17 protein-coding genes and 2 pseudogenes are annotated in these 18,983 nt (G+C 62.4%); 18 read left to right on the top strand and 1 reads right to left on the bottom strand.

The window, feature by feature from the left end:
- Positions 1 to 369 precede the first annotated feature (369 nt).
- The 16 genes and pseudogenes from CAP2UW1_RS22980 to CAP2UW1_RS22905 all read left to right on the top strand — a co-directional run.
- On the top strand, positions 370 to 1,350 hold the full coding sequence (locus CAP2UW1_RS22980; protein ID WP_012806694.1) for an IS110 family transposase: 981 nt from the start codon (positions 370 to 372) through the stop codon (positions 1,348 to 1,350).
- Between the two features lie 12 nt (positions 1,351 to 1,362).
- Positions 1,363 to 2,406, top strand: a complete 1,044-nt coding sequence (locus CAP2UW1_RS22975; RefSeq protein ID WP_012806832.1) for a PDDEXK nuclease domain-containing protein — start codon at positions 1,363 to 1,365, stop codon at positions 2,404 to 2,406.
- A 425-nt stretch (positions 2,407 to 2,831) separates the two neighbouring features.
- A complete protein-coding gene (locus CAP2UW1_RS22970; protein ID WP_012806831.1) occupies positions 2,832 to 3,203 on the top strand; it encodes a transcriptional regulator in 372 nt (123 codons plus the stop codon).
- Between the two features lie 323 nt (positions 3,204 to 3,526).
- Positions 3,527 to 4,489: a P-type conjugative transfer ATPase TrbB gene (gene trbB, locus CAP2UW1_RS22965; protein WP_012806830.1), complete on the top strand. Its 963-nt coding sequence runs from the start codon at positions 3,527 to 3,529 to the stop codon at positions 4,487 to 4,489.
- Positions 4,490 to 4,502: 13 nt separating this feature from the next.
- Complete coding sequence (trbC, locus tag CAP2UW1_RS22960) at positions 4,503 to 4,925, top strand: conjugal transfer system pilin TrbC (RefSeq protein WP_012806829.1); 423 nt, start codon at positions 4,503 to 4,505, stop codon at positions 4,923 to 4,925.
- Between the two features lie 2 nt (positions 4,926 to 4,927).
- Positions 4,928 to 5,239 carry a conjugal transfer protein TrbD gene (locus tag CAP2UW1_RS22955; RefSeq protein ID WP_012806828.1) on the top strand — a complete coding sequence of 104 codons (312 nt, stop codon included), beginning with the start codon at positions 4,928 to 4,930 and terminating at the stop codon, positions 5,237 to 5,239.
- Positions 5,236 to 7,794 (top strand): VirB4 family type IV secretion/conjugal transfer ATPase, encoded by a 2,559-nt coding sequence (locus tag CAP2UW1_RS22950; protein ID WP_012806827.1) that lies wholly within the window; start codon positions 5,236 to 5,238, stop codon positions 7,792 to 7,794. Before CAP2UW1_RS22955 ends, CAP2UW1_RS22950 begins: the two co-directional genes overlap by 4 nt.
- Positions 7,791 to 8,564 carry a conjugal transfer protein TrbF gene (locus CAP2UW1_RS22945; protein ID WP_012806826.1) on the top strand — a complete coding sequence of 258 codons (774 nt, stop codon included), beginning with the start codon at positions 7,791 to 7,793 and terminating at the stop codon, positions 8,562 to 8,564. The genes CAP2UW1_RS22950 and CAP2UW1_RS22945 overlap by 4 nt, the downstream gene beginning before the upstream one ends.
- Positions 8,565 to 8,577: 13 nt before the next feature.
- Positions 8,578 to 9,468: pseudogene (trbG, locus tag CAP2UW1_RS22940) on the top strand (P-type conjugative transfer protein TrbG).
- A gap of 2 nt (positions 9,469 to 9,470) precedes the next feature.
- The gene (locus CAP2UW1_RS22935; RefSeq protein ID WP_012806825.1) at positions 9,471 to 9,932 is read left to right on the top strand and encodes a conjugal transfer protein TrbH; all 462 of its coding nucleotides are present in this window, start codon (positions 9,471 to 9,473) and stop codon (positions 9,930 to 9,932) included.
- Between the two features lie 6 nt (positions 9,933 to 9,938).
- Complete coding sequence (locus CAP2UW1_RS22930; RefSeq protein ID WP_012806824.1) at positions 9,939 to 11,390, top strand: TrbI/VirB10 family protein; 1,452 nt, start codon at positions 9,939 to 9,941, stop codon at positions 11,388 to 11,390.
- 18 nt (positions 11,391 to 11,408) lie between these two features.
- Complete coding sequence (gene trbJ / locus CAP2UW1_RS22925; protein WP_012806823.1) at positions 11,409 to 12,212, top strand: P-type conjugative transfer protein TrbJ; 804 nt, start codon at positions 11,409 to 11,411, stop codon at positions 12,210 to 12,212.
- A 15-nt stretch (positions 12,213 to 12,227) separates the two neighbouring features.
- Complete coding sequence (gene trbK, locus CAP2UW1_RS22920) at positions 12,228 to 12,455, top strand: entry exclusion lipoprotein TrbK (RefSeq protein WP_012806822.1); 228 nt, start codon at positions 12,228 to 12,230, stop codon at positions 12,453 to 12,455.
- An 8-nt stretch (positions 12,456 to 12,463) separates the two neighbouring features.
- Positions 12,464 to 13,990, top strand: coding sequence for a P-type conjugative transfer protein TrbL (trbL, locus tag CAP2UW1_RS22915; protein ID WP_012806821.1), 1,527 nt, complete (start codon positions 12,464 to 12,466; stop codon positions 13,988 to 13,990).
- Positions 13,991 to 14,004: 14 nt separating this feature from the next.
- Entirely contained in the window at positions 14,005 to 14,589 is a 585-nt protein-coding gene (locus tag CAP2UW1_RS22910; RefSeq protein WP_012806820.1) for a TrbM/KikA/MpfK family conjugal transfer protein, read from the top strand.
- 18 nt (positions 14,590 to 14,607) lie between these two features.
- A pseudogene (locus tag CAP2UW1_RS22905) lies at positions 14,608 to 14,844 on the top strand (hypothetical protein); the annotation flags it as partial.
- A 45-nt stretch (positions 14,845 to 14,889) separates the two neighbouring features.
- On the opposite strand, the gene cadR reads toward CAP2UW1_RS22905, so the two are convergent.
- On the bottom strand, positions 14,890 to 15,330 hold the full coding sequence (cadR, locus tag CAP2UW1_RS22900; RefSeq protein WP_008063281.1) for a Cd(II)/Pb(II)-responsive transcriptional regulator: 441 nt from the start codon (positions 15,328 to 15,330) through the stop codon (positions 14,890 to 14,892).
- A gap of 83 nt (positions 15,331 to 15,413) precedes the next feature.
- Between cadR and CAP2UW1_RS22895 the strand changes: the two genes are divergently transcribed.
- Together CAP2UW1_RS22895 and lspA are read left to right on the top strand one after the other, a co-directional pair.
- Positions 15,414 to 17,819 (top strand): heavy metal translocating P-type ATPase, encoded by a 2,406-nt coding sequence (locus tag CAP2UW1_RS22895; protein WP_008063280.1) that lies wholly within the window; start codon positions 15,414 to 15,416, stop codon positions 17,817 to 17,819.
- The gene (lspA, locus tag CAP2UW1_RS22890) at positions 17,816 to 18,895 is read left to right on the top strand and encodes a signal peptidase II (RefSeq protein ID WP_008063278.1); all 1,080 of its coding nucleotides are present in this window, start codon (positions 17,816 to 17,818) and stop codon (positions 18,893 to 18,895) included. Before CAP2UW1_RS22895 ends, lspA begins: the two co-directional genes overlap by 4 nt.
- Positions 18,896 to 18,983 lie beyond the last annotated feature (88 nt).

Genomic DNA, 18,983 nt, shown 5'->3' with positions numbered 1-18,983 from the left:
GGTCAAGAGAACCGTGGAATAAATGCGAGAGAGGTTTTTTCTCTCGCGTTTATGCCGCGAAAGTCTCTTGACGCCCTGTAAGCCAAGTACGCTGGAGGCAGGGGCTGGGGAGGGGTGTATCATCCCCAGCCCTGCCTCACGGCGAGTGCGGGGTTTGGGGCAGAGCCCCAAGGTGTGGGTGACGGAGAGCCGCATGAATGTTGTCGAGGAGAGTTCGGAAGGCCAGGCATAGCCCGCTGTCCCTCTGGGACCTCAAGCCCGTGGATGAGCACTTGGCATGCTTGGTCAGCCGTTTGTCTGGATACCGAACAGTTGCTTGTTGGCGCGTGTCGCAAGAGCGTGACCTCGTATTTGCAAGGATGGCTATAGATGAACGTTCCGGAATTGATTTTCCCCGGCATTGATGTTGCGAAAGACACGCTCGAACTTGCTCTGGACGACCAGTCCAAGACCGAATGCATCGCCAACAGCGGGAAGGAGATCGGAGCCTTGGTGAACCGGCTGAAGCTGCTTGCGGAGCGAATTGGCGTGATCCTGTTGGAGGCCACGGGTGGCTATGAGCGCCCAGTGGCAGCGGCGCTCTGTGCGGCCGGTCTGCCGGTGATGGTGGTGAATCCACGGCAGGCGAGGGATTTCGCGAAATCAATGGGATACCTCGCCAAGACGGACGCCATTGATGCGCGAGTGCTCTCGCACTTTGGGAGAACGCTGCACCAGTCCGCGCAGCGGGAGCGGCTGTTGATGAAACTGCCCGACGCCAACCAGGAGGCACTGGAAGCCTTGCTGGTGCGCCACAACCAGTTGGTCGCCATGCGCGTGGCGGAGGCAAACCGCTTGGCCACGAGCCATCCGTCGCAGCACAAAAGCATCAAGCTGGTACTCAAGATGCTCGATCGGCAGATTGCGCTGATTGACAAGAACATCGATGGCATGTTGAAGGGACATTTTGCTCAGAAGCTCGCGTTGTTCAAGGATTTCAAAGGAGTCGGGCCCTGCATGCAAGCGGCTCTGATGGGCGCCTTGCCTGAGTTGGGGCAACTCACCCATGCGCAAATTGGCAAGCTGGTCGGCGTGGCTCCCTTGAACGCGGACAGCGGTCGCCACAAGGGCAAGCGCATCACCTGGGGGGGTCGCGCGACAGTGCGTACCACTTTATACATGGCGGCCCTGAGCGCCATACGGTACAACCCGGTGATCAAGATCTTCTACGAACGGTTGCTCGCCAAAGGCAAGCTCAAAAAGGTCGCCTTGGTCGCTTGCATGCATAAGATGCTGACGATTATGAACGCGATCGTCAAATCGGGTATCCCCTGGAATCCAGAACACCCAAACGCCCCTAAAAACGCTTGACTTGGAACACAGTTGCTCATCCCTCCCGACTACGCCGCATGGCTGGCGGAGTTGAAGACCACCATCCGCACGGCGAGACTCAAGGCCGGGCTCGCCGTTAACCGGGAACTGGTCCTGCTCTATTGGCGTATCGGCAAGGAGATTCTCGAACGCCAATCCGCCCAGGGCTGGGGGGCGAAGGTCATCGACCAACTGGCCCGCGACCTCCGTGCCGAGTTCTCCGACATGAGAGGTTTTTCCCGCACCAATCTGCTCTACATGCGGGCATTTGCCTCAGCGTGGCCAGAGGAAGCAATTGTCCACCAGCTTGGTGGACAAATTCCATGGCGGCACAACTGCGTCATCATCGACCAGGCCAAAGACCGTCCGACCCGCGAGTGGTACATCCGCAAGACCATCGAAAACGGCTGGAGCCGGTCGGTGCTCGAACTCCAGATCGAGACGGCCGCGCACCGGCGCGTGGGCGCCGCGCAAACCAACTTCGATCGTGCGCTGCCGTCGCCACAGTCGGACTTGGCACGCGACATCCTCAAGGACCCCTACACCTTCGACTTCCTCGGGATCACGGATGCGTCAAACGAGCGCACCATCGAAAAGGCGCTCGTGCTGCGCCTGCGAGATTTCCTGATCGAACTCGGCGTCGGTTTCGCGTTTGTGGGAAGTCAGTACCGTCTTGAGGTGGACGGCGACGAGTTCTTCATGGACTTGCTTTTCTATCACACCCGCCTGCACTGCTACGTGGTGATCGAGCTCAAGAATACCGCCTTCCGGCCCGAGTACGTCGGCAAACTCAATTTCTACCTCGCCGCCGTCGATGAGCTGGTGCGCAACCAGACTGTCGATGCGCCAACGATCGGTCTCGTGCTCTGCAAGAGCAAGAAAGGAACGGTCGTTGAGTATGCGCTCCGAGACATCCATGCGCCGATGGGGGTCTCCACCTACCGCACCGCCCTGCCTGATGCCATGGCGGGCGTCCTGCCGAGCATCGAGGCGCTGACGGAAGAACTGCAAGCGCTCCAGGGCGGCGAACACGACGATCTCGAACCCGATCAGTGAAGCAATGCACCCTCCGCGGTGGATATGCCTGCCGCCTGCAACCCAAAATACCCGGAAGCACTGGTCACGCCCAAACCCCAGCACCGCCACCGGGTTGCGAATGACTGTCGACTATTTTTACAGTTCGCCCTTCCGTTTCCCACAAACCAGAACCAAGCCATTGATTTTATGCGACACAGGTAATACGGCGTGTTTCTTGCTTTCGATTTCCCGGGGGATCGTGAAGGTGCATACGACGCCGATCATTAACGGCTGTCGGCTGGCCACGTCGACGGGCAGGATTGCCGATCGATGGGCCGGCGTCGTCTGCAGACCCGCTTCTCCGGATGGCATCAAACCACGCTTTAGCTAAAACACAATCCAAGATCAAGAACTTTAGCGGCTAAATTTCATAAAAGCCGCACAACCGGACGGCGACGGGCACTGTGCACAACCACATCTTTTTCACGAACATCCTTCGCTTGCTCGACGAGCGCGGCATGACGAAGAACGAACTGGCCGCAAAGGCCGACATCTCCATCTCTTTCCTGTCCGACCTGACCAATGGCAAGGCGAACCCTTCCTTGAAGATCATGGAAGCGATCGCGGAAGCGCTGGAGACGCCGCTGCCGACTCTCCTGGAATCGACCGACCTTGACCGTGAGAGCCTGGATGCCCTGGCCGGCGGAACCGCCCCGCGGAGCCTTCCCGAAGGCGTGGTGCGGGTGTCGGCGGTCCTGCCGGAACATCAGGCATTCATCGTCAAGAAGTGGGACGAAGCGGCACGGAGCAAGTTACGCAAGCCGTCCTCGTCCTGACGCCAGGTGAGGGTCTTTAGCCGCTGAAGCCCTCCCTGCCCTCCTCCTCCCTCCTGCTTCCTCCCCTGCAAAGGCGCATTCCGCGCCGACCACGCCCAGTTCCGGATTCCACGATCCACGCCTGACGAGCGCCCCAGTTTGTCAGCAAGGGCCACCTCTCCGACGCCAGTACCCGCTGTTCGCTCCATCGACTTAGTCTGAGGCTTGCACATAGCCGCCTTCTGGTTCACCATAGTCGTTGTCTTGCAAAGTTCTGTAATTCGTTATATCGTTTCTTGTGTGTCGAAGGTTGGCATCCAACCGAAGCAGACGAGGATCGATAAATGGCAGAAATCGAAGAGTCCGTTTCCTCCCTCAAGGAACGGGCGAAGAGGAAGCTGGAGCGTGATCTGGGGTCGCTCCTGATGGACGCCCTGGCCGACCCCAGGACCGTCGAGATGATGCTCAATGCCGACGGCAGGCTGTGGCAGGAGCGGCTGGGCGAGAAGATGCACTGCATTGGCAGCATTTCCTTCGCGCGCGCCGAAGCGATCATCAAGACCGTTGCCGGCTATCACAGCAAGGAAGTGACGCGGCACAAGCCGATTCTCGAAGGCGAACTGCCGATTGATGGCTCGCGCTTCGCCGGCCAGCTTCCGCCGGTCGTTCCCGCGCCAACTTTCGCCATCCGCAAGAAGGCCGTGGCGATATTCACGCTCGACCAGTACGTCGAGGCTGGGATCATGACCGCTGCGCAGCAGGCGACCCTGACGGCCGCCATCAAGGCGCACCGGAACATCCTGGTGATCGGTGGCACCGGTTCCGGCAAGACCACGCTGGTCAACGCGATCATCAACGCCATGGTCGAGTTCGATCCCGCCGAGCGCGTTTTCATCATCGAGGACACCGGCGAGATCCAGTGTGCCGCCGAGAACTTCGTGCAGTACCACACCTCGCTCGAAGTCACGATGACCATGCTTCTCAAGACCACCCTGCGCATGCGGCCCGACCGGATACTGGTCGGCGAAGTACGCGGCCCCGAAGCGCTGGACCTGCTGATGGCCTGGAACACTGGCCACGAAGGCGGTGCGGCCACGCTCCACGCCAACAATGCCCGGTCCGGGCTTGACCGCCTCGCCATGCTGATCAGCATGCACCCGGAATCACCGCGGCCGATCGAACCGCTGATCGGCGAAGCGGTGCACGTCATCGTCCATATCGCTCGCACCCCCGAAGGCCGCTGCGTTCAGGAGATCCTGGAAGTGGCCGGCTACGCCAACGGCGCTTACCTCACTCGTCCTCTGTAAAGGAGCCAGCCCCATGCACTCGCCCGCCCTCCCCTACCCGCTCGCCCGTTCGACTCTGTTCTATTGCGGACTGGCGATCCTCCTGCTGGTGTTCTTGCTGGTCCCGCAACACGCCCTGGCAGCGGAAGGCACCGGCGGGTCGCTGCCCTATGAAAGCTGGCTGACCAACCTCCGCAACTCGGTCACCGGCCCGGTGGCGTTCGCACTGGCGATGATCGGCATCGTCGTTGCGGGTGGCGTGCTGATCTTCGGTGGCGATCTGAACGGCTTCTTCCGCACCTTGATCTTCGTCGTTCTCGTCATGGCCCTGCTGGTTGGCGCGCAAAACATGATGAGCAGCTTCTTCGGCCGTGGCGCAGAAATCGCCGCCCTCGGTGCAGGCGGGTTCGACCCGGTCCAGCTTGCCGGCGGGATCGCTCCGGGAAGGCTCGCCTGAGCATGGCGCTGCGCAAGATCCCCATTCGGCGGGCCGGTAATCGGGACAACCTGTTCATGGGCGGCGATCGTGAACTGGTCATGTTCTCGGGTCTGCTGGCTTTCGCGCTGGTCTTCAGCGCACAGGAGCTGCGGGCCACGGTCGTCGGGCTGCTGCTCTGGTTCGGCGCGCTCTACGCGCTGCGGATCATGGCCAAGGCAGACCCCCGGATGCGCCACGTGTACCTGCGGCACCGGCGCTACAAGCCGTACTACCCGGCGCGCAGCACGCCCTTCCGGGACAACACGACCAGCCAGGGGAAGCAGTACCAATGATCGCCGGAATTGCCTTCGCCATTGCCACCCTCGGCGCCTTGCTGCTGCTCGTGCTTTACGCCCGCATCCGTGCGGTCGACGAGGAACTGAAGCTCAAAAAGCATCGCTCGCGGGATGCCGGGCTGGCCGACCTGCTCAACTACGCCGCGATGGTCGACGACGGCGTGATGGTGGGCAAAAACGGCGCCTTCCTGGCTGCCTGGCTGTACAAGGGCGCCGACAACGCCAGCAGCACCGACGAGCAACGCGAGATCGTCTCGTTGCGCATCAACCAGGCGCTCTCCGGTCTCGGCAATGGCTGGATGGTGCACGTGGACGCAGCGCGGCTGCCAGCACCCAACTATCTCGATCGTGGCACCTCCCACTTTCCCGACGGGGTGTCGGCAGCGATCGACGAGGAGCGGCGGCAACTGTTCGAGGGTCTGGGCACCCTCTACGAAGGCTACTATGTGCTGACGCTGACCTGGTTCCCGGCGCTGCTCGCGCAGCGCAAGTTCGTCGAGCTGATGTTCGACGATGACGCCAAGGCACCCGACCACAAGGCGCACACCCACGGCTTGATCGAGTTCTTCAAGCGCGAGTGCGTCAGCATCGAGTCGCGGCTGTCGTCGGCGGTGGAGCTGCAGCGGCTACGCGGCCACCAGGTGGTCAACGAGGACGGTTCGGCAGTCACCCACGATGACTTCCTGCGCTGGCTGCAGTTCTGCGTCACCGGCGTGAATCATCCGGTGCAGTTGCCGAGCAACCCGATGTACCTGGACGCGCTCATCGGTGGGCAGGAACTGTGGACCGGCGTCGTGCCGAAGGTCGGCCGCAAGTTCATCCAGGTCGTCGCCATCGAAGGCTTCCCGCTGGAATCGACGCCGGGCATGTTGACCGCCCTCGGTGAGCTGGCCTGCGAATATCGCTGGTCGTCGCGTTTCATCTTCATGGATACGCACGAGGCGGTAAGACACCTCGACAAGTTCCGCAAGAAATGGCGGCAGAAGATTCGCGGCTTCTTCGACCAGGTCTTCAACACCCACCTCGGGCCGATCGATCAGGACGCGCTGTCGATGGTCGCCGATGCCGAAGCGGCGATTGCCGAAGTCAATAGCGGCCTAGTCGCGCAAGGCTACTACACCAGCGTTGTCGTGCTCATGGACGAGGATCGCAGCCGCCTGGAAGCGTCTGCCCGCCAGGTGGAAAAGGCCGTCAACCGCCTCGGCTTCGCCGCCCGCATCGAGACCCTCAACACCATGGACGCCTACCTCGGCAGCCTGCCCGGCCACGGCGTGGAAAACGTCCGCCGGCCGCTGATCAACACCATGAACCTGGCCGATCTGCTGCCGACGAGCACCATCTGGACCGGCAGCAACGCTGCCCCCTGCCCGATGTACCCGCCACTCGCGCCGGCGCTGATGCACTGCGTCACCCACGGCGCGACACCGTTCCGCCTGAACCTGCACGTGCGCGACCTTGGCCATACCTTCCTGTTCGGCCCGACCGGCTCCGGCAAGTCGACCCACCTCGGCATCCTCGCTGCGCAGCTTCGCCGCTACGCCGGCATGTCGATCTTTGCCTTCGACAAGGGCATGGCGATGTATCCGCTCGCTGCCGCCATCCGCGCCCAGACCCAGGGTCGCAGCGGCCGGCACTTCACGGTGGCGGCCGACGACGATCAGTTGGCCTTCTGCCCGCTGCAGTTCCTCGAAACCAAGGGCGACCGCGCCTGGGCGATGGAGTGGATCGACACCCTCCTCGCCTTGAACGACCTGCACACCACGCCGGCGCAGCGCAACGAGATCGGCCATGCGATCCTCAGTCTGCACGCCAGCGGCGGCCGCACCCTGTCGGAATTCTCGGTCACCATCCAGGACGAAGCGATCCGCGACGCGATCCGTCAATACACCGTTGATGGTGCCATGGGGCACCTGCTGGACGCCGAAGAAGACGGCTTGTCGTTCTCCGATTTCACCGTCTTCGAAATCGACGAATTGATGAACCTCGGCGAGAAGTACGCGCTGCCGGTACTGCTCTATCTCTTCCGACGCATCGAGCGCGCCCTGCACGGCCAGCCGGCCGTGATCATGCTCGACGAGGCGTGGTTGATGCTCGGGCACCCGGCCTTTCGCGCCAAGATCCGCGAGTGGCTCAAGGTCTTGCGCAAGGCCAACTGCCTGGTGCTGATGGCCACGCAAAGTCTTTCCGACGCCGCCAATTCAGGCATTCTGGATGTGATCGTCGAATCGACCGCGACCAAGATCTTCCTGCCCAACCTCTATGCCCGCGACGAGGACACGGCCGCCCTCTACCGCCGCATGGGCCTCAACACCCGGCAGATCGAGATTCTGGCGACAGCCATTCCCAAGCGCCAGTACTACTACGTCTCGGAGAACGGCCGCCGCCTGTACGACCTCGCCCTCGGCCCCCTGGCGCTCGCCTTCGTCGGCGCCTCCGACAAGGAGTCGCTGGCCACCATCCAGCACCTGGAGAGCAAGCTGGGCGATGGCTGGGTGCACGAGTGGCTGGCCGGGCGGGGATTGACGCTGGACACCTATGGAGTCGCCGCATGAACTTCGCAGACCCACTCAAGCGCCTGATCGGCCGAAAGCCCGCAGCGGACGCCGATCGCCAAAGCGCCAAAGAACCGACGACCTGGGGTTTCCGCCAGGACGAAAGCGAGAACCCCTACCTGGCCGCTCGTCGGACCTGGAACGAACATGTCGGCGGCGTCGTGTCGTCGCGCCAGACCTGGCAGGTGATCGGCATCCTGTCGCTGTTGATCGCGCTGGCGGGTGTCGGCGGCATCATCCACATCGGCAGCCAATCGAAATTCGTGCCGTATGTCGTCCAGGTCGACCGGCTCGGGCAGGCCGTGGCCGTGGCGCCGGCCGATCGCGCCACACCGGCCGATGCCCGGGTGATCGAAGCGTCGGTGGCTTCCTTCATCGCCGACGCGCGCCTGGTAACACCCGACGTGGCCCTGCAGCGCAAGGCGGTGTTCCGCGTGTACTCGATGCTCGCACCGAACGACCCGGCCACGGCCAGGATGAACGAATGGCTGAACGGCGCCGAAGACTCCAGCCCGTTCAAGCGGGCCGCCAAGGAGACGGTCAGCATCGAGATCGCCTCGGTGCTGCCGCAAACGCCGGAAACCTGGCAGGTCGACTGGGTCGAGACCAGCCGCGACCGCCAGGGGATCCTGAAGGGCCAGCCCTTCCGCATGCGTGCCCTGGTGACGGTCTATGTCGCCGAACCGACCCCCAGCACCAGCGAAGAACAGATTCGCAACAATCCGATCGGCCTGTACGTCCGTGACTTCTCCTGGGCGAAGCAGCTCTAAGAAAGGAGCCCTCATGAAAAAACCGCTCTTCGCCCTGCTCCCTGGCGTCGCTTCCGCCATTGTCCTGGCAGCCCCGGGCGACCACCTGACCGAGCTGTATTTTTCGGACAAGAACCCGACCCTGACGCAGCAGGAGAAAGCGGCCATTGCCATCGCCGAGAAGTGGAAGAACCCGAGGGCCAAAGGGGTTGCGCCGGTGACCGGGCCCAACGGCTCGATCAAGTTCCTGTACGGCGCGTAGCAACCGAGTATCGTCTGCGCGGTGCTGCAAGTGTGCGACGTCGCCCTGCAGGCCGGCGAGCAGGTCAACTCGATCAACCTCGGCGATACCGCCCGCTGGACGGTCGAACCGGCCGTCACTGGCAGCGGCGCGGGGGAAGTGCAGCACCTGATCATCAAACCGCTCGACGTCGGCCTGGAAACGTCGATGGTCGTGACCACCAACCGACGCAGCTATCACCTGAAGCTGCGCTCGCATCGCACCCAGTACATGCCGCAGGTGTCCTTCACCTACCCCGAGGAGGCCATGGCCAAGTGGGAAGCGATCAAGGCCCGCGAAGGGAGGGACCGCGAAGACCGGACGATGCCGGGAACCCGCGAGTACATGGGCAACCTGAGCTTCGAGTACGAGGTATCGGGCAGCGCGGCCTGGAAGCCGGTGCGGGTCTACAACGATGGCCGCAAGACCGTCATCCAGATGCCTTCGACGATGGCCCAGACCGAAGCGCCGGCGCTGCTGGTGGTGCGCAAGGACGGCGGCGTGTTCACCGACGATGAAACCGTGATGGTCAATTACCGCGTTCAGGGCGACCGTTACATCGTCGATAGCGTGTTCGACAAGGCAATCCTGATTGCCGGCGTCGGCTCGTCGCAGGATCGCGTGACAATCCAAAGGGGGAAATAGCCATGCGCCAGTTCGCCCTCTCCGCGCTCCTGGTGATGGCTCTGGCCGGTTGTGCGTCGACCGCGCCCTACGGCAACTTCGCGACCGAGCCCCCAGCCGGCCTGGAGGAAAGGATTGCCACCGACACGGTCAAGCAGCTGGTCACCCTGTACCCGCCGGCAAGAACGCGCTTCCATCTTGGCCAGCCGACGCCGGATGCCTATGGCAGCGCCCTGGTGGAAGCACTGCGGGCGAAGGGCTATGCGCTCGTGGAGTTCAAGCCGGGAACGGCCCCGCAGGCAGGCTCTCCGGAAGCCGCAGCGGCGACTGCGCCAGGGCTGAACCTGCACTACCTGCTCGACACAGCGGCCAGTCCGAACCTTTACCGGATCACCGTGATGGTCGGGCAGCAATCGCTCAGCCGCGCCTACCTGGCACAGAACGACCGCGTGGCGCCGGCCGGTGCCTGGGTTCGCAAGGAGTGACCGGCGATGGTTGACCAAGTGACCGAAGACCAGATGTCCCCCGAGGCGTCGCCCGGCGAACTCTCGAGAAAATCCGGCGTGCGCCGGGTCAATAACCTGCCGGTGTATCTCGTCGGCGGTGTCATGACCGTGTTCCTGGCCATCATGGTGCTGGTCGCTGCGGACCGTAATGCCCAGCAGAACAAGCCCAACGGCGGGCCGAAGGAGAAGGGTGGCAATACCCGCCTGTTCGCCAGCGAGATCGCCGGCGAACAGAAGGATGGAATCATTCCACCGGCAGCCGCGAAGCCGCTGCAAGTCCCCGAACTCTCCCCGCCCGCGACCACCGACGGCGCCGTGCTGATTGCACGCCCGGACAACCTCGATACCCCGCCAAAGCCACCGACCTCGGCCGGCGGTGGCACGCCCCAGAGCAGCTCCCGTGACGAAGAACTGAATCGCATCCGTATGGCGAAGATGCAGCAGCTCGAAGAAGCGGTGAAGGCCAAAACCACGGTGCAGATGGTTGCCCCGCGCAGCGCCGGCTCGGCGCCCGGCGCTGCGGGCTATGCCGGCGCACCGGGTAGCCGGGAGGAAACACTGGCGCGCCTGGCAGCCCTACGGCAACAGAGCGAGGCCGCGGTGCACGACGACCCGACGGCAGCCTACAAGGCCCGGCTGGCGACACTGCAGGGTGCCGGCATCGGGGGCGGCGGCAGCGGTGCCGCCTCGTCGTCTCCCCAGTTGCTGCCCTCAGCGGCCGCGGGCGGCAGGAACAACGTCGCGCAATTCGGAAATGGCAGCAGCGGGGGCAGCAGCGGCAGCAGCAGCGGCGACCAGGGCGATCGCTGGAAGCTGGATTCCCGGATGGAAGCGCCGCGCTCGCCGTTTGAGCTGCGGGCTGGCTTCGTCATCCCGGGAACGCTGATCTCCGGGATCAACTCCCAACTACCGGGCCAGATCATGGCCCAGGTCGCGCAGAATGTGTACGACACGCCAACCGGCAAACATCTGTTGATCCCGCAAGGCTCGCGCCTGGTCGGCCGATACTCGAGTGATGTCGCCTACGGCCAGGCGCGCGTGCTCGTCGCCTGGCAACGCATCGTCTTCCCCGATGGCAAGGCGATCGATATCGGCGCCATGCCGGGCGCCGATGGTGTCGGCTATGCTGGCCTTACGGACCAGGTGAACAATCATTACCTGCGCCTGTTCGGATCAGCCCTCCTGATGTCTGCCGTGACCGCCGGCATCACCTACAGCCAGGGCCAGAACCAGGGCAACAGTGTCTATGGCGCACCGACCGCCAGCAGCGCGATGAGCGAAGCCCTGGGCCAGCAGCTCGGCCAAGTGACCGCGCAGTTGATCGCCAAGAACATGAACATCGCACCGACGCTCGAGATCCGGCCGGGGTATCGCTTCAACGTCATTGTCGCCAGGGACATGACGTTCTCCAAGCCGTACCAATCGTTTGACTACTGACGCCAAGGAGCAGTGAGCATGAAAGTCTTGACCAGCAAACCAGCCGCCACAAAGCTAACTGCCACAGGCACCCTGCTTCGGGCCCTGCTTCTGGCCCTGTTCGCCGGCCCGGCAATGACGACGCCGACGCATGCAGCAGGGATCCCGGTTATCGACACCGCGAACCTCTCGCAGACCGTCATCAGCTCGATCGAAGCGGTCGCCCAGACGCTGAAGCAGATTCAGCAGTACCAGACGCAACTGCAGCAGTACGAAAACATGCTGCAGAACACGCTGGCGCCGGCAGCCTATATCTGGGACTCGGCCACCAGCACGATGAACCAGCTGCGCAGTGCGATCGACACGCTGAATTACTACAAGACCAACCTGGGGAGCATCGACGCGTACCTCGGCAAGTTCCAGGATGCGTCCTATTACCGCGGCTCGCCCTGCTTCAGGCAAGGCGGTTGCACCGACGCGGAGTGGGCCGCGATCAAGGAGAACCAACGCCTCGGCTCCGAAGCACAGAAGAGGGCCACCGATGCGCTGTTCCGTGGCCTCGACAAGCAACAAGCCGCCCTGGAAGCGGATGCCATGACCTTGCAGCGCCTGCAGGCGAGCGCGCAGGGTGCGACTGGCCAGATGCAGGCGATCAGCTACGCGAATCAGCTCGCCAGCCAGCAGGCCAACCAACTGCTGCAAATCCGCGCCCTGCTGGTGGCCGAGCAGAACGCCATCGCCACCCGCAACCAGGTGCTTGCGGATCGGGAAGCACAACAAGCCGCTGCCGGCGAGCAACTGCGTCAGGGGAGCTACGTCGCCAGCCCGGTCCGTAACTGGTAAACGAAAGGAATCGACATGATCACCAACCGCCCTGCCCTCCTGACGCTGGCAGCCCTTGTGTCCTCCTTGATCAGCGCCTGCTCACCAGAAACGCCCAAGAAGGAAGTGCCGGCCGTGAACGACGAAAACTGCAAGTGGGAAAACATGCTCAAGATCGAGGACAAGGGGACGCGCGAGCAATTCGCCTCGGCGTGTGCGCGTCGCGGTCCCGGGTTCACACCCAGTCCAAAGAAAGAATGGTGAGGTAAGCGATGAGCCTGCCCACCGTACTCAAGAGCGCCAGTATTACGATGCTATTGTGGCTGGCGTTTTTCTCCATCGACGCCCAGGCAGCGATCAACAATGCGGGTGTCCTCGACAACGTCCTGGCGCGCTATGCGGCTGCGGCCAGCGCCTGGGCAGGCGTCATCACGGCGCGAGCCAGCTTCCTGTTCTGGACGCTCGCCGTGATCTCGATGGTCTGGACCTTCGGCATGCTGGCCTTGCGCAAAGCTGACCTGGGTGACTTCTACGCCGAGTTCTTCCGGTTCACGGTGTTCACCGGCTTCTTCTGGTGGTTGCTCACCAACGGCCCGCGCTTCGCTACCGACATCATGGATTCCCTACGCACCCTCGGCGGCATGGCCACCGGGACAGGCGCCACGCTGACCCCGTCGGGCATTGTCGATATCGGCTTCGACATCTTCTTCAAGGTGCTCGACAAGTCGTCGATATTGTCACCCGTTGACAGTGCGGTCGGCATCCTCATCAGCGCTGCCATCCTCATCATCCTGGCGTTGATCGGTGTGAACATGCTGGTGCTCCTGGTGAGTGGCTGGATCCTGTCTTACGCCGGCGTGTTCTTCCTCGGCTTTGGTGGGTCCCGCTGGACCTCCGACATGGCGATCGGCTACTACAAGACCGTTCTGAACATTGCCGCGCAGCTCTTTACCATGGTCCTGCTGGTTGGCATCGGCAAATCCTTCGTCGACCAGTACTACGCCGGGATGGATCCGGGCATCAGCCTGAAGGAACTGGGCGTGATGTTGATCGTCGCCGTGGTGCTGTTTGCGCTCGTGACCAAACTGCCTTCGTTGATCGGCGGCCTGGCGATGGGTGGCAGCGTACACACCATGGGCAGTGGCCTCGGTACGGGCGCGGCGATGGCGGCGGTCGGCATGGCCAGTGCGGCCGTGGGTGTCGCCGGCGCAGCCATTGCCACCGGGGCGGCGAGCATGGCTGGCGGTACTCAAGCCTTGATGGCGGCGTGCTCGAAAGCGTCGCAGGACGTGGCCGGTGGTAGCGACATGCTTGCGAGCCTGGCCGGCGGCAGTTCGTCGGGTGCGGGCCGATCGTCGGCCGGTAGCGGCGCAAGCCCGCTGGCGGCGGCGATGGACAGCAGTTCAGCCGGCGGCGGGCCGTCTGGTGGCAGCAGTTCACATTCCGGCAGATCCGACACCAGGCAGGCGAGCGCCAAGCGGGGTGGAACGCCGGGCCAAGCGCAGTCGGGCGACATGGCTTCCGTAGTGGCCAAGGTCGGGAAGGTCGTCGCAGGCACTGCGGCGAATCTGGCGCAAGGCAGCTGGGACGTCGCAAAGGCCAGAGCCGGCGAAGTGAAGGATGCCGCGATGGATCGCATCGGCGAGACGACGGGCGGCAAGATCGCTGCGGCCATCAAGGCGAGGAGCGACCAGCAACCCGCATTCGGCAGCGACAGCCTGGCAAAGGCAGACGACCAATCGGTGGACGCAGAAGCGGAAATCGCCGCATTCCGTGACCGCGCCGCCCGATCTTCTTGAAAGGAGCCTCCCCGATGAAAAACCACTGCGTCTTCGCTCCGTTCATCCTGGCAATCGCCGCCGCAACCGCGGCCTCCGCCGGTGCCCAGGAGGTGCTGACCGGCGATACCCGCCTGGCGTGCGAGGCCACCCTGTGCCTGGCGACGAGCACCCGGCCGAGCGAGTGCTCGCCGTCGCTCTCGCGCTATTTCAGTATCCATAAACGGAAGTGGTCCGACACCGTGCGAGCACGCGCCAACTTCCTCAGCCTGTGCCCGGTGTCGGATCAGACTCCGGAAATGCGCTCGCTGGTGAACGCCATGGCGAACGGCGCGGGCCGCTGCGACGCGGCTTCACTGAATGTGACGCTTCTCGTGTGGAACAGCTGGGACGCTGACGGTGGCAGGGTGTTGATCAACAACCAGATGCCGGGCTATTGCGCGGCCTACACCGGGCACCAGTACACCGACCTCGGCGACCTGGCTCCCCGCTATGTCGGGACGCCGGAAAGAGGCGGCTATTGGGTCGATGCGCGCGACTATAACGCTGCCGTGGCTCGGTACAACGATCGAATTGCTGCCGAAGATAGCCGGCGCAGGAATGAAGAGTGGTATCGGTAGGAGGAAAGCAGAAAGCTCATGCCTGTTGCCGATCTTCCGCCCCAGCTTCAGGAGCGCGTCGTCTGCTCGATCGCGGCCGCTGTGAAGTACCAAGTTCCCGCGAACATCGTGTTTGCGGTGGCGGAGAAGGAAGGGGGGAAGCCGGGCCAGTGGGTGCGCAACTCCAACGGCACGCATGACGTGGGGCCGATGCAATTCAACACGGCGTACCTGCGCGACTTAGCTCGCTACGGCATCACGCCGGATGATGTAGCAGGGGTCGCCTCAGAAAACGGAAAATAAAGCACGCTAAGCCCTTACTTACCCAGATGTTTGACTTTTCGTGGCACTTTCACCATGGCAATTGCAATTGCCCAACCCTTGCAAAATGCCGCACGCCTCTACAGATCGAGAGCCAGAACACTTCTCGCGCAAATCAACCAAGTGCCGCTTTAACTGCAACAGCGCGGACACACGCATTTCCACCTGTTGAATATGGGCCTCCAGCAGCGTGTTGACCTCCCCACAGTCCTGCATCGGGTTGTCTCGCAGACCCAGCAATGCGCGAATCTCGCTCAACGTCATGTCGAGCGAACGGCAATGACGGATGAATTGCAAGCGCTCAATGTGCGCCTCACCGTACAGCCGGAAGTTGCCACCGCTTCGCGCTGGCTTCGGCAGTAGCCCTTCCTTCTCGTAGTAGCGGATGGTCACAACCTCGCATCCAGAGCGCTTGGCGAGGTCGCCAATTCTGATTTCCATGCATCAATCTCCTTTATTTCACTTGACTCTATAGTAACTATAGGGTTTGTAATGGAAGTTGTATAGATTTGAAGGAGTTATTTATGAGCGAATGCGCTTCCACGGCGTGTGGCTGCTCGGCTGGGCCGATCATCCAACCCACGACACAAGCCCCAGCGACAACCGGATCGGCTCAAGCGGTGTATCGCATCGAGAACATGGACTGCCCCACGGAAGAGGCGCTGATCCGAGGCAAGCTGGTCGGGCTGGCGGGGGTGGTTGGTCTTGAGTTCAACCTGATGCAGCGTACTTTGGCCGTTCGGCACGAACTGCCTTCGTTGTTTCCCGTTGAGCAGGCGCTAACCGCCATCGGCATGCAAGCCGTGCGCATGGATCAGGCATCGACCGGGCAAACGACCAAGCTGTCCATTACCAAAATGGATTGCCCGACCGAAGAGACGTTGATCCGCAACAAGCTCGGTACCATGGCCGGAGTTGCCGATCTCGATTTCAACCTGATGCAGCGCACGCTGTCGGTACGCCATGCGGACCAGGTTCTGCCGGACGTGCTCGCGGCACTGCAAGCGCTTGGATTCGAGGCGCAGGTGTTGGACACCGCAGAGGCCGCATCGCCATCCGCATCCCTTGTGACCACGCCGACCAACTGGTGGCCGCTGGGCATCTCCTTTGTAACTGCATCGGCGGCCGAGGCGGTCTACTGGCTCCACAACGGCAATCATTGGTCGGTCGTCGTTCTGGCGCTCGTCGCGGTCTTCACCGGCGGTCTGTCCACCTACAAGAAAGGTTGGATTGCGCTCAAGAACCGTAATCTCAACATGAACGCCCTGATGTCGATTGCCGTCACGGGTGCCATGTTGATCGGGCACTGGCCCGAGGCGGCAATGGTGATGGTGCTTTTCGCGCTGGCCGAGGTGATCGAAGCCAAGTCGCTGGATCGCGCCCGCAATGCCATCCGTGGCCTGCTCGACCTGACCCCGGAACAGGCCACGGTGCAGCAGGCTGACGGCACATGGCGCGAGGTGGGTGCAAAGCAAATTGCCATCGGTAGCCGCGTCCGGGTCAAGCCAGGTGAGCGCATCGCCCTGGATGGTGAGGTGCTGGAAGGCCGCTCTGCCGTCAACCAAGCCCCGATCACGGGTGAAAGCCTTCCGGTCGAGAAATCCCCCGGTGATCCGGTGTTTGCGGGCACGATCAACGAATCCGGTTCATTCGAGTACCGCGTCACCGCCGTGGCCAGCAACTCCACATTGGCCCGCATCATTCACGCGGTAGAGGCTGCCCAAGGAAGCCGTGCGCCGACTCAGCGCTTTGTCGATCAGTTCGCCCGCTGGTACACGCCCATTGTTTTCGGTGTTGCCATCGCCGTCGCGTTGTTGCCACCGCTGTTCATGGGTGCGGCATGGCTCGACTGGATTTACCGTGCATTGGTTCTGCTGGTGGTCGCCTGCCCGTGCGCACTGGTGATCTCTACGCCGGTCAGCATCGTCAGCGGCCTGGCCGCTGCCGCCCGCCACGGCATTCTCATCAAGGGCGGCGTCTATCTGGAAGAAGGCCGCAAGCTGCGCTGGCTGGCTCTGGACAAGACCGGCACGATCACGCACGGCAAGCCCGCACAGACCGATTTTGTCACTTGGGGCAATGCACTCGCCGCAAACAGCCGCAGCATCGCTGCCAGTCTGGCGGCTCGTTCCGACCACCCTGTATCCAAAGCGGTGGCACAAGCCGCGCAGACGGATGGGGTTGCCTTACTCGACGTAGCCGAGTTCAGCGCGCTGCCCGGTCGGGGCGTGCAAGGCCAAATCAACGGTGAGACCTACCATCTTGGCAACCAGCGGATGCTCGAAGCGCTGGGGCAATGCACACCAGAACTGGAACAGCGCATCGCGGCGCTGGAAACCATGGGTAAAACTGTCGTGATGTTGGTCAGCGCAAAAGGGGTTCATGCCTTATTTGCCGTAGCGGACACCATCAAGGAAAGCAGCAGGAGCGCCATTGCCGAGCTTCATGCACTGGGCATCAACACCATGATGCTGACCGGCGACAACCCCCACACGGCACAGGCCATTGCCGCACAAGCCGGGATCGACAGTGCGCAAGGCAATCTGCTCCCAGACGACAAACTGCGCGAAGTTGAGCTACTGGCCATAAAGGGCAAGGTCGGCATGGTCGGTGATGGCATCAACGATGCCCCGGCCTTGGCGCGTGCGGACATCGGCTTTGCCATGGGAGCGGCTGGCACCGATACCGCCATCGAGACCGCTGACGTGGCCCTGATGGACGACAACCTGGGCAAGATTCCGACCTTCGTGCGCCTGTCGCGTGCGACGGCGCAGGTGCTGATGCAAAACATTGTGCTGGCCCTTGGCATCAAGGCAGTATTTCTGGTGCTGACCTTCACGGGTCAAGCGACCATGTGGATGGCGGTGTTTGCTGATATGGGGGCCAGCTTGCTCGTCGTTGGCAATGGCTTGAGGCTGTTGCGCAAATGAGCTGGAAATTCTTTCTCTACGACTGGGGTGGTCTAAACATCGCGTTGTTCCAAGCCATCAACATGAGCACACCTGCAGCGCTGGAACCGCCGGTATCGTTCTTCAACCTTGTGATAGGCAACTACTGGACTGCACCACTGATGCTCTTGGCGATGTGGGGATGGTCAAAGTCGGCACCTGACCCAACGCGGGCCGATGCCATCCGGTACAGACTCAGAGTCTTTAGCGTGGCCTTTGCGTTGGCATTTCTCGTCGCCACCATCTTGAAGCTATGGATCGACTTTCCACGCCCGCCTGCCGTTTTTGGCGACATGGTGCGCGTTATCGGGGGCATCGAACGACACTACAGCCTGCCCAGCGGGCATGCCACCTATGCCGCGCTGGTGGTCGGCGCGCTCTGGCCTTTGATAGGCCGTCGTGGCCGCATCGGCTTGGTGTTGTACGCCGCATTGGTCGGTTGGTCACGCATCGCAGCCGGAATGCACTTTCCTGCCGATGTGCTGGCGGGGTGGGTACTTGGATTGAGCTGCACGGCGCTCGCCGGGTGGCTGATGCCGCTGGCCGCCCCTGTGTGGCAATCGGCTCGCCGCACATCGACTTGGGTCTGGTTCGCAGTGGCCGCCAGTTCTGTCATGACAGATCAGCTCGCAAAGTTCGCCATCACCCGCACGTTTGCCTACGGTGAACAGGTCGAAGTCAGCACCTTCTTCAACATTGTCCATGTCCTGAATCCCGGCGCGGCATTCAGCTTTCTGGCGAACGCTGGCGGCTGGCAACGTTACTTTCTCATGGCGCTGGGTCTGGTCGTTTCTGCTTGGCTGGGCCGCATGCTGTGCCAGCAGCGGCCACGCCTTGAAGCGGTGGGCTACAGCCTGATCCTTGGTGGTGCGCTCGGCAATGTCGTGGATCGTGTGCTGCGTGGATCGGTTGTCGATTTCCTCGACTTCCATTGGCAGCTTGTGCACTGGCCCGCCTTCAACCTCGCTGATGTGGCGATAACTATCGGAGCGCTCTGCCTGTTCTTGACGGTTGTACCGAAAAGCAGTAGAGGCACAGAGGCCGATGTGTCCGGTTAAGCTATACCCTAACTTGGCGTCAAGTGCTGCACTCGAAATGCGTCAGGATAGAGTATTAATGAATATTTATTGACACATGTAGCAAAGG

Source organism: Candidatus Accumulibacter phosphatis (assembly GCF_000024165.1).
GTDB classification, from domain to species: Bacteria; Pseudomonadota; Gammaproteobacteria; order Burkholderiales; family Rhodocyclaceae; genus Accumulibacter; species Accumulibacter phosphatis.
The sequence above is the reverse complement of the archived record's forward strand: the minus strand, read 5'-3'. Positions and strand labels throughout refer to the sequence as shown.

Excerpts from the sequence above, each read along its gene's own strand:
- trbB (WP_012806830.1), top strand. The coding sequence starts at position 3,527 with ATGGCAGAAATCGAAGAGTCCGTTTCCTCCCTCAAGGAACGGGCGAAG.
- CAP2UW1_RS22945 (WP_012806826.1), top strand. The coding sequence starts at position 7,791 with ATGAACTTCGCAGACCCACTCAAGCGCCTGATCGGCCGAAAGCCCGCA.
- CAP2UW1_RS22980 (WP_012806694.1), top strand. The coding sequence starts at position 370 with ATGAACGTTCCGGAATTGATTTTCCCCGGCATTGATGTTGCGAAAGAC.
- CAP2UW1_RS22955 (WP_012806828.1), top strand. The coding sequence starts at position 4,928 with ATGGCGCTGCGCAAGATCCCCATTCGGCGGGCCGGTAATCGGGACAAC.
- CAP2UW1_RS22930 (WP_012806824.1), top strand. The coding sequence starts at position 9,939 with ATGGTTGACCAAGTGACCGAAGACCAGATGTCCCCCGAGGCGTCGCCC.
- trbK (WP_012806822.1), top strand. The coding sequence starts at position 12,228 with ATGATCACCAACCGCCCTGCCCTCCTGACGCTGGCAGCCCTTGTGTCC.
- CAP2UW1_RS22935 (WP_012806825.1), top strand. The coding sequence starts at position 9,471 with ATGCGCCAGTTCGCCCTCTCCGCGCTCCTGGTGATGGCTCTGGCCGGT.
- CAP2UW1_RS22910 (WP_012806820.1), top strand. The coding sequence starts at position 14,005 with ATGAAAAACCACTGCGTCTTCGCTCCGTTCATCCTGGCAATCGCCGCC.
- trbC (WP_012806829.1), top strand. The coding sequence starts at position 4,503 with ATGCACTCGCCCGCCCTCCCCTACCCGCTCGCCCGTTCGACTCTGTTC.
- lspA (WP_008063278.1), top strand. The coding sequence starts at position 17,816 with ATGAGCTGGAAATTCTTTCTCTACGACTGGGGTGGTCTAAACATCGCG.
- CAP2UW1_RS22950 (WP_012806827.1), top strand. The coding sequence starts at position 5,236 with ATGATCGCCGGAATTGCCTTCGCCATTGCCACCCTCGGCGCCTTGCTG.
- CAP2UW1_RS22895 (WP_008063280.1), top strand. The coding sequence starts at position 15,414 with ATGAGCGAATGCGCTTCCACGGCGTGTGGCTGCTCGGCTGGGCCGATC.
- cadR (WP_008063281.1), bottom strand. The coding sequence starts at position 15,330 with ATGGAAATCAGAATTGGCGACCTCGCCAAGCGCTCTGGATGCGAGGTT.
- trbL (WP_012806821.1), top strand. The coding sequence starts at position 12,464 with ATGAGCCTGCCCACCGTACTCAAGAGCGCCAGTATTACGATGCTATTG.
- trbJ (WP_012806823.1), top strand. The coding sequence starts at position 11,409 with ATGAAAGTCTTGACCAGCAAACCAGCCGCCACAAAGCTAACTGCCACA.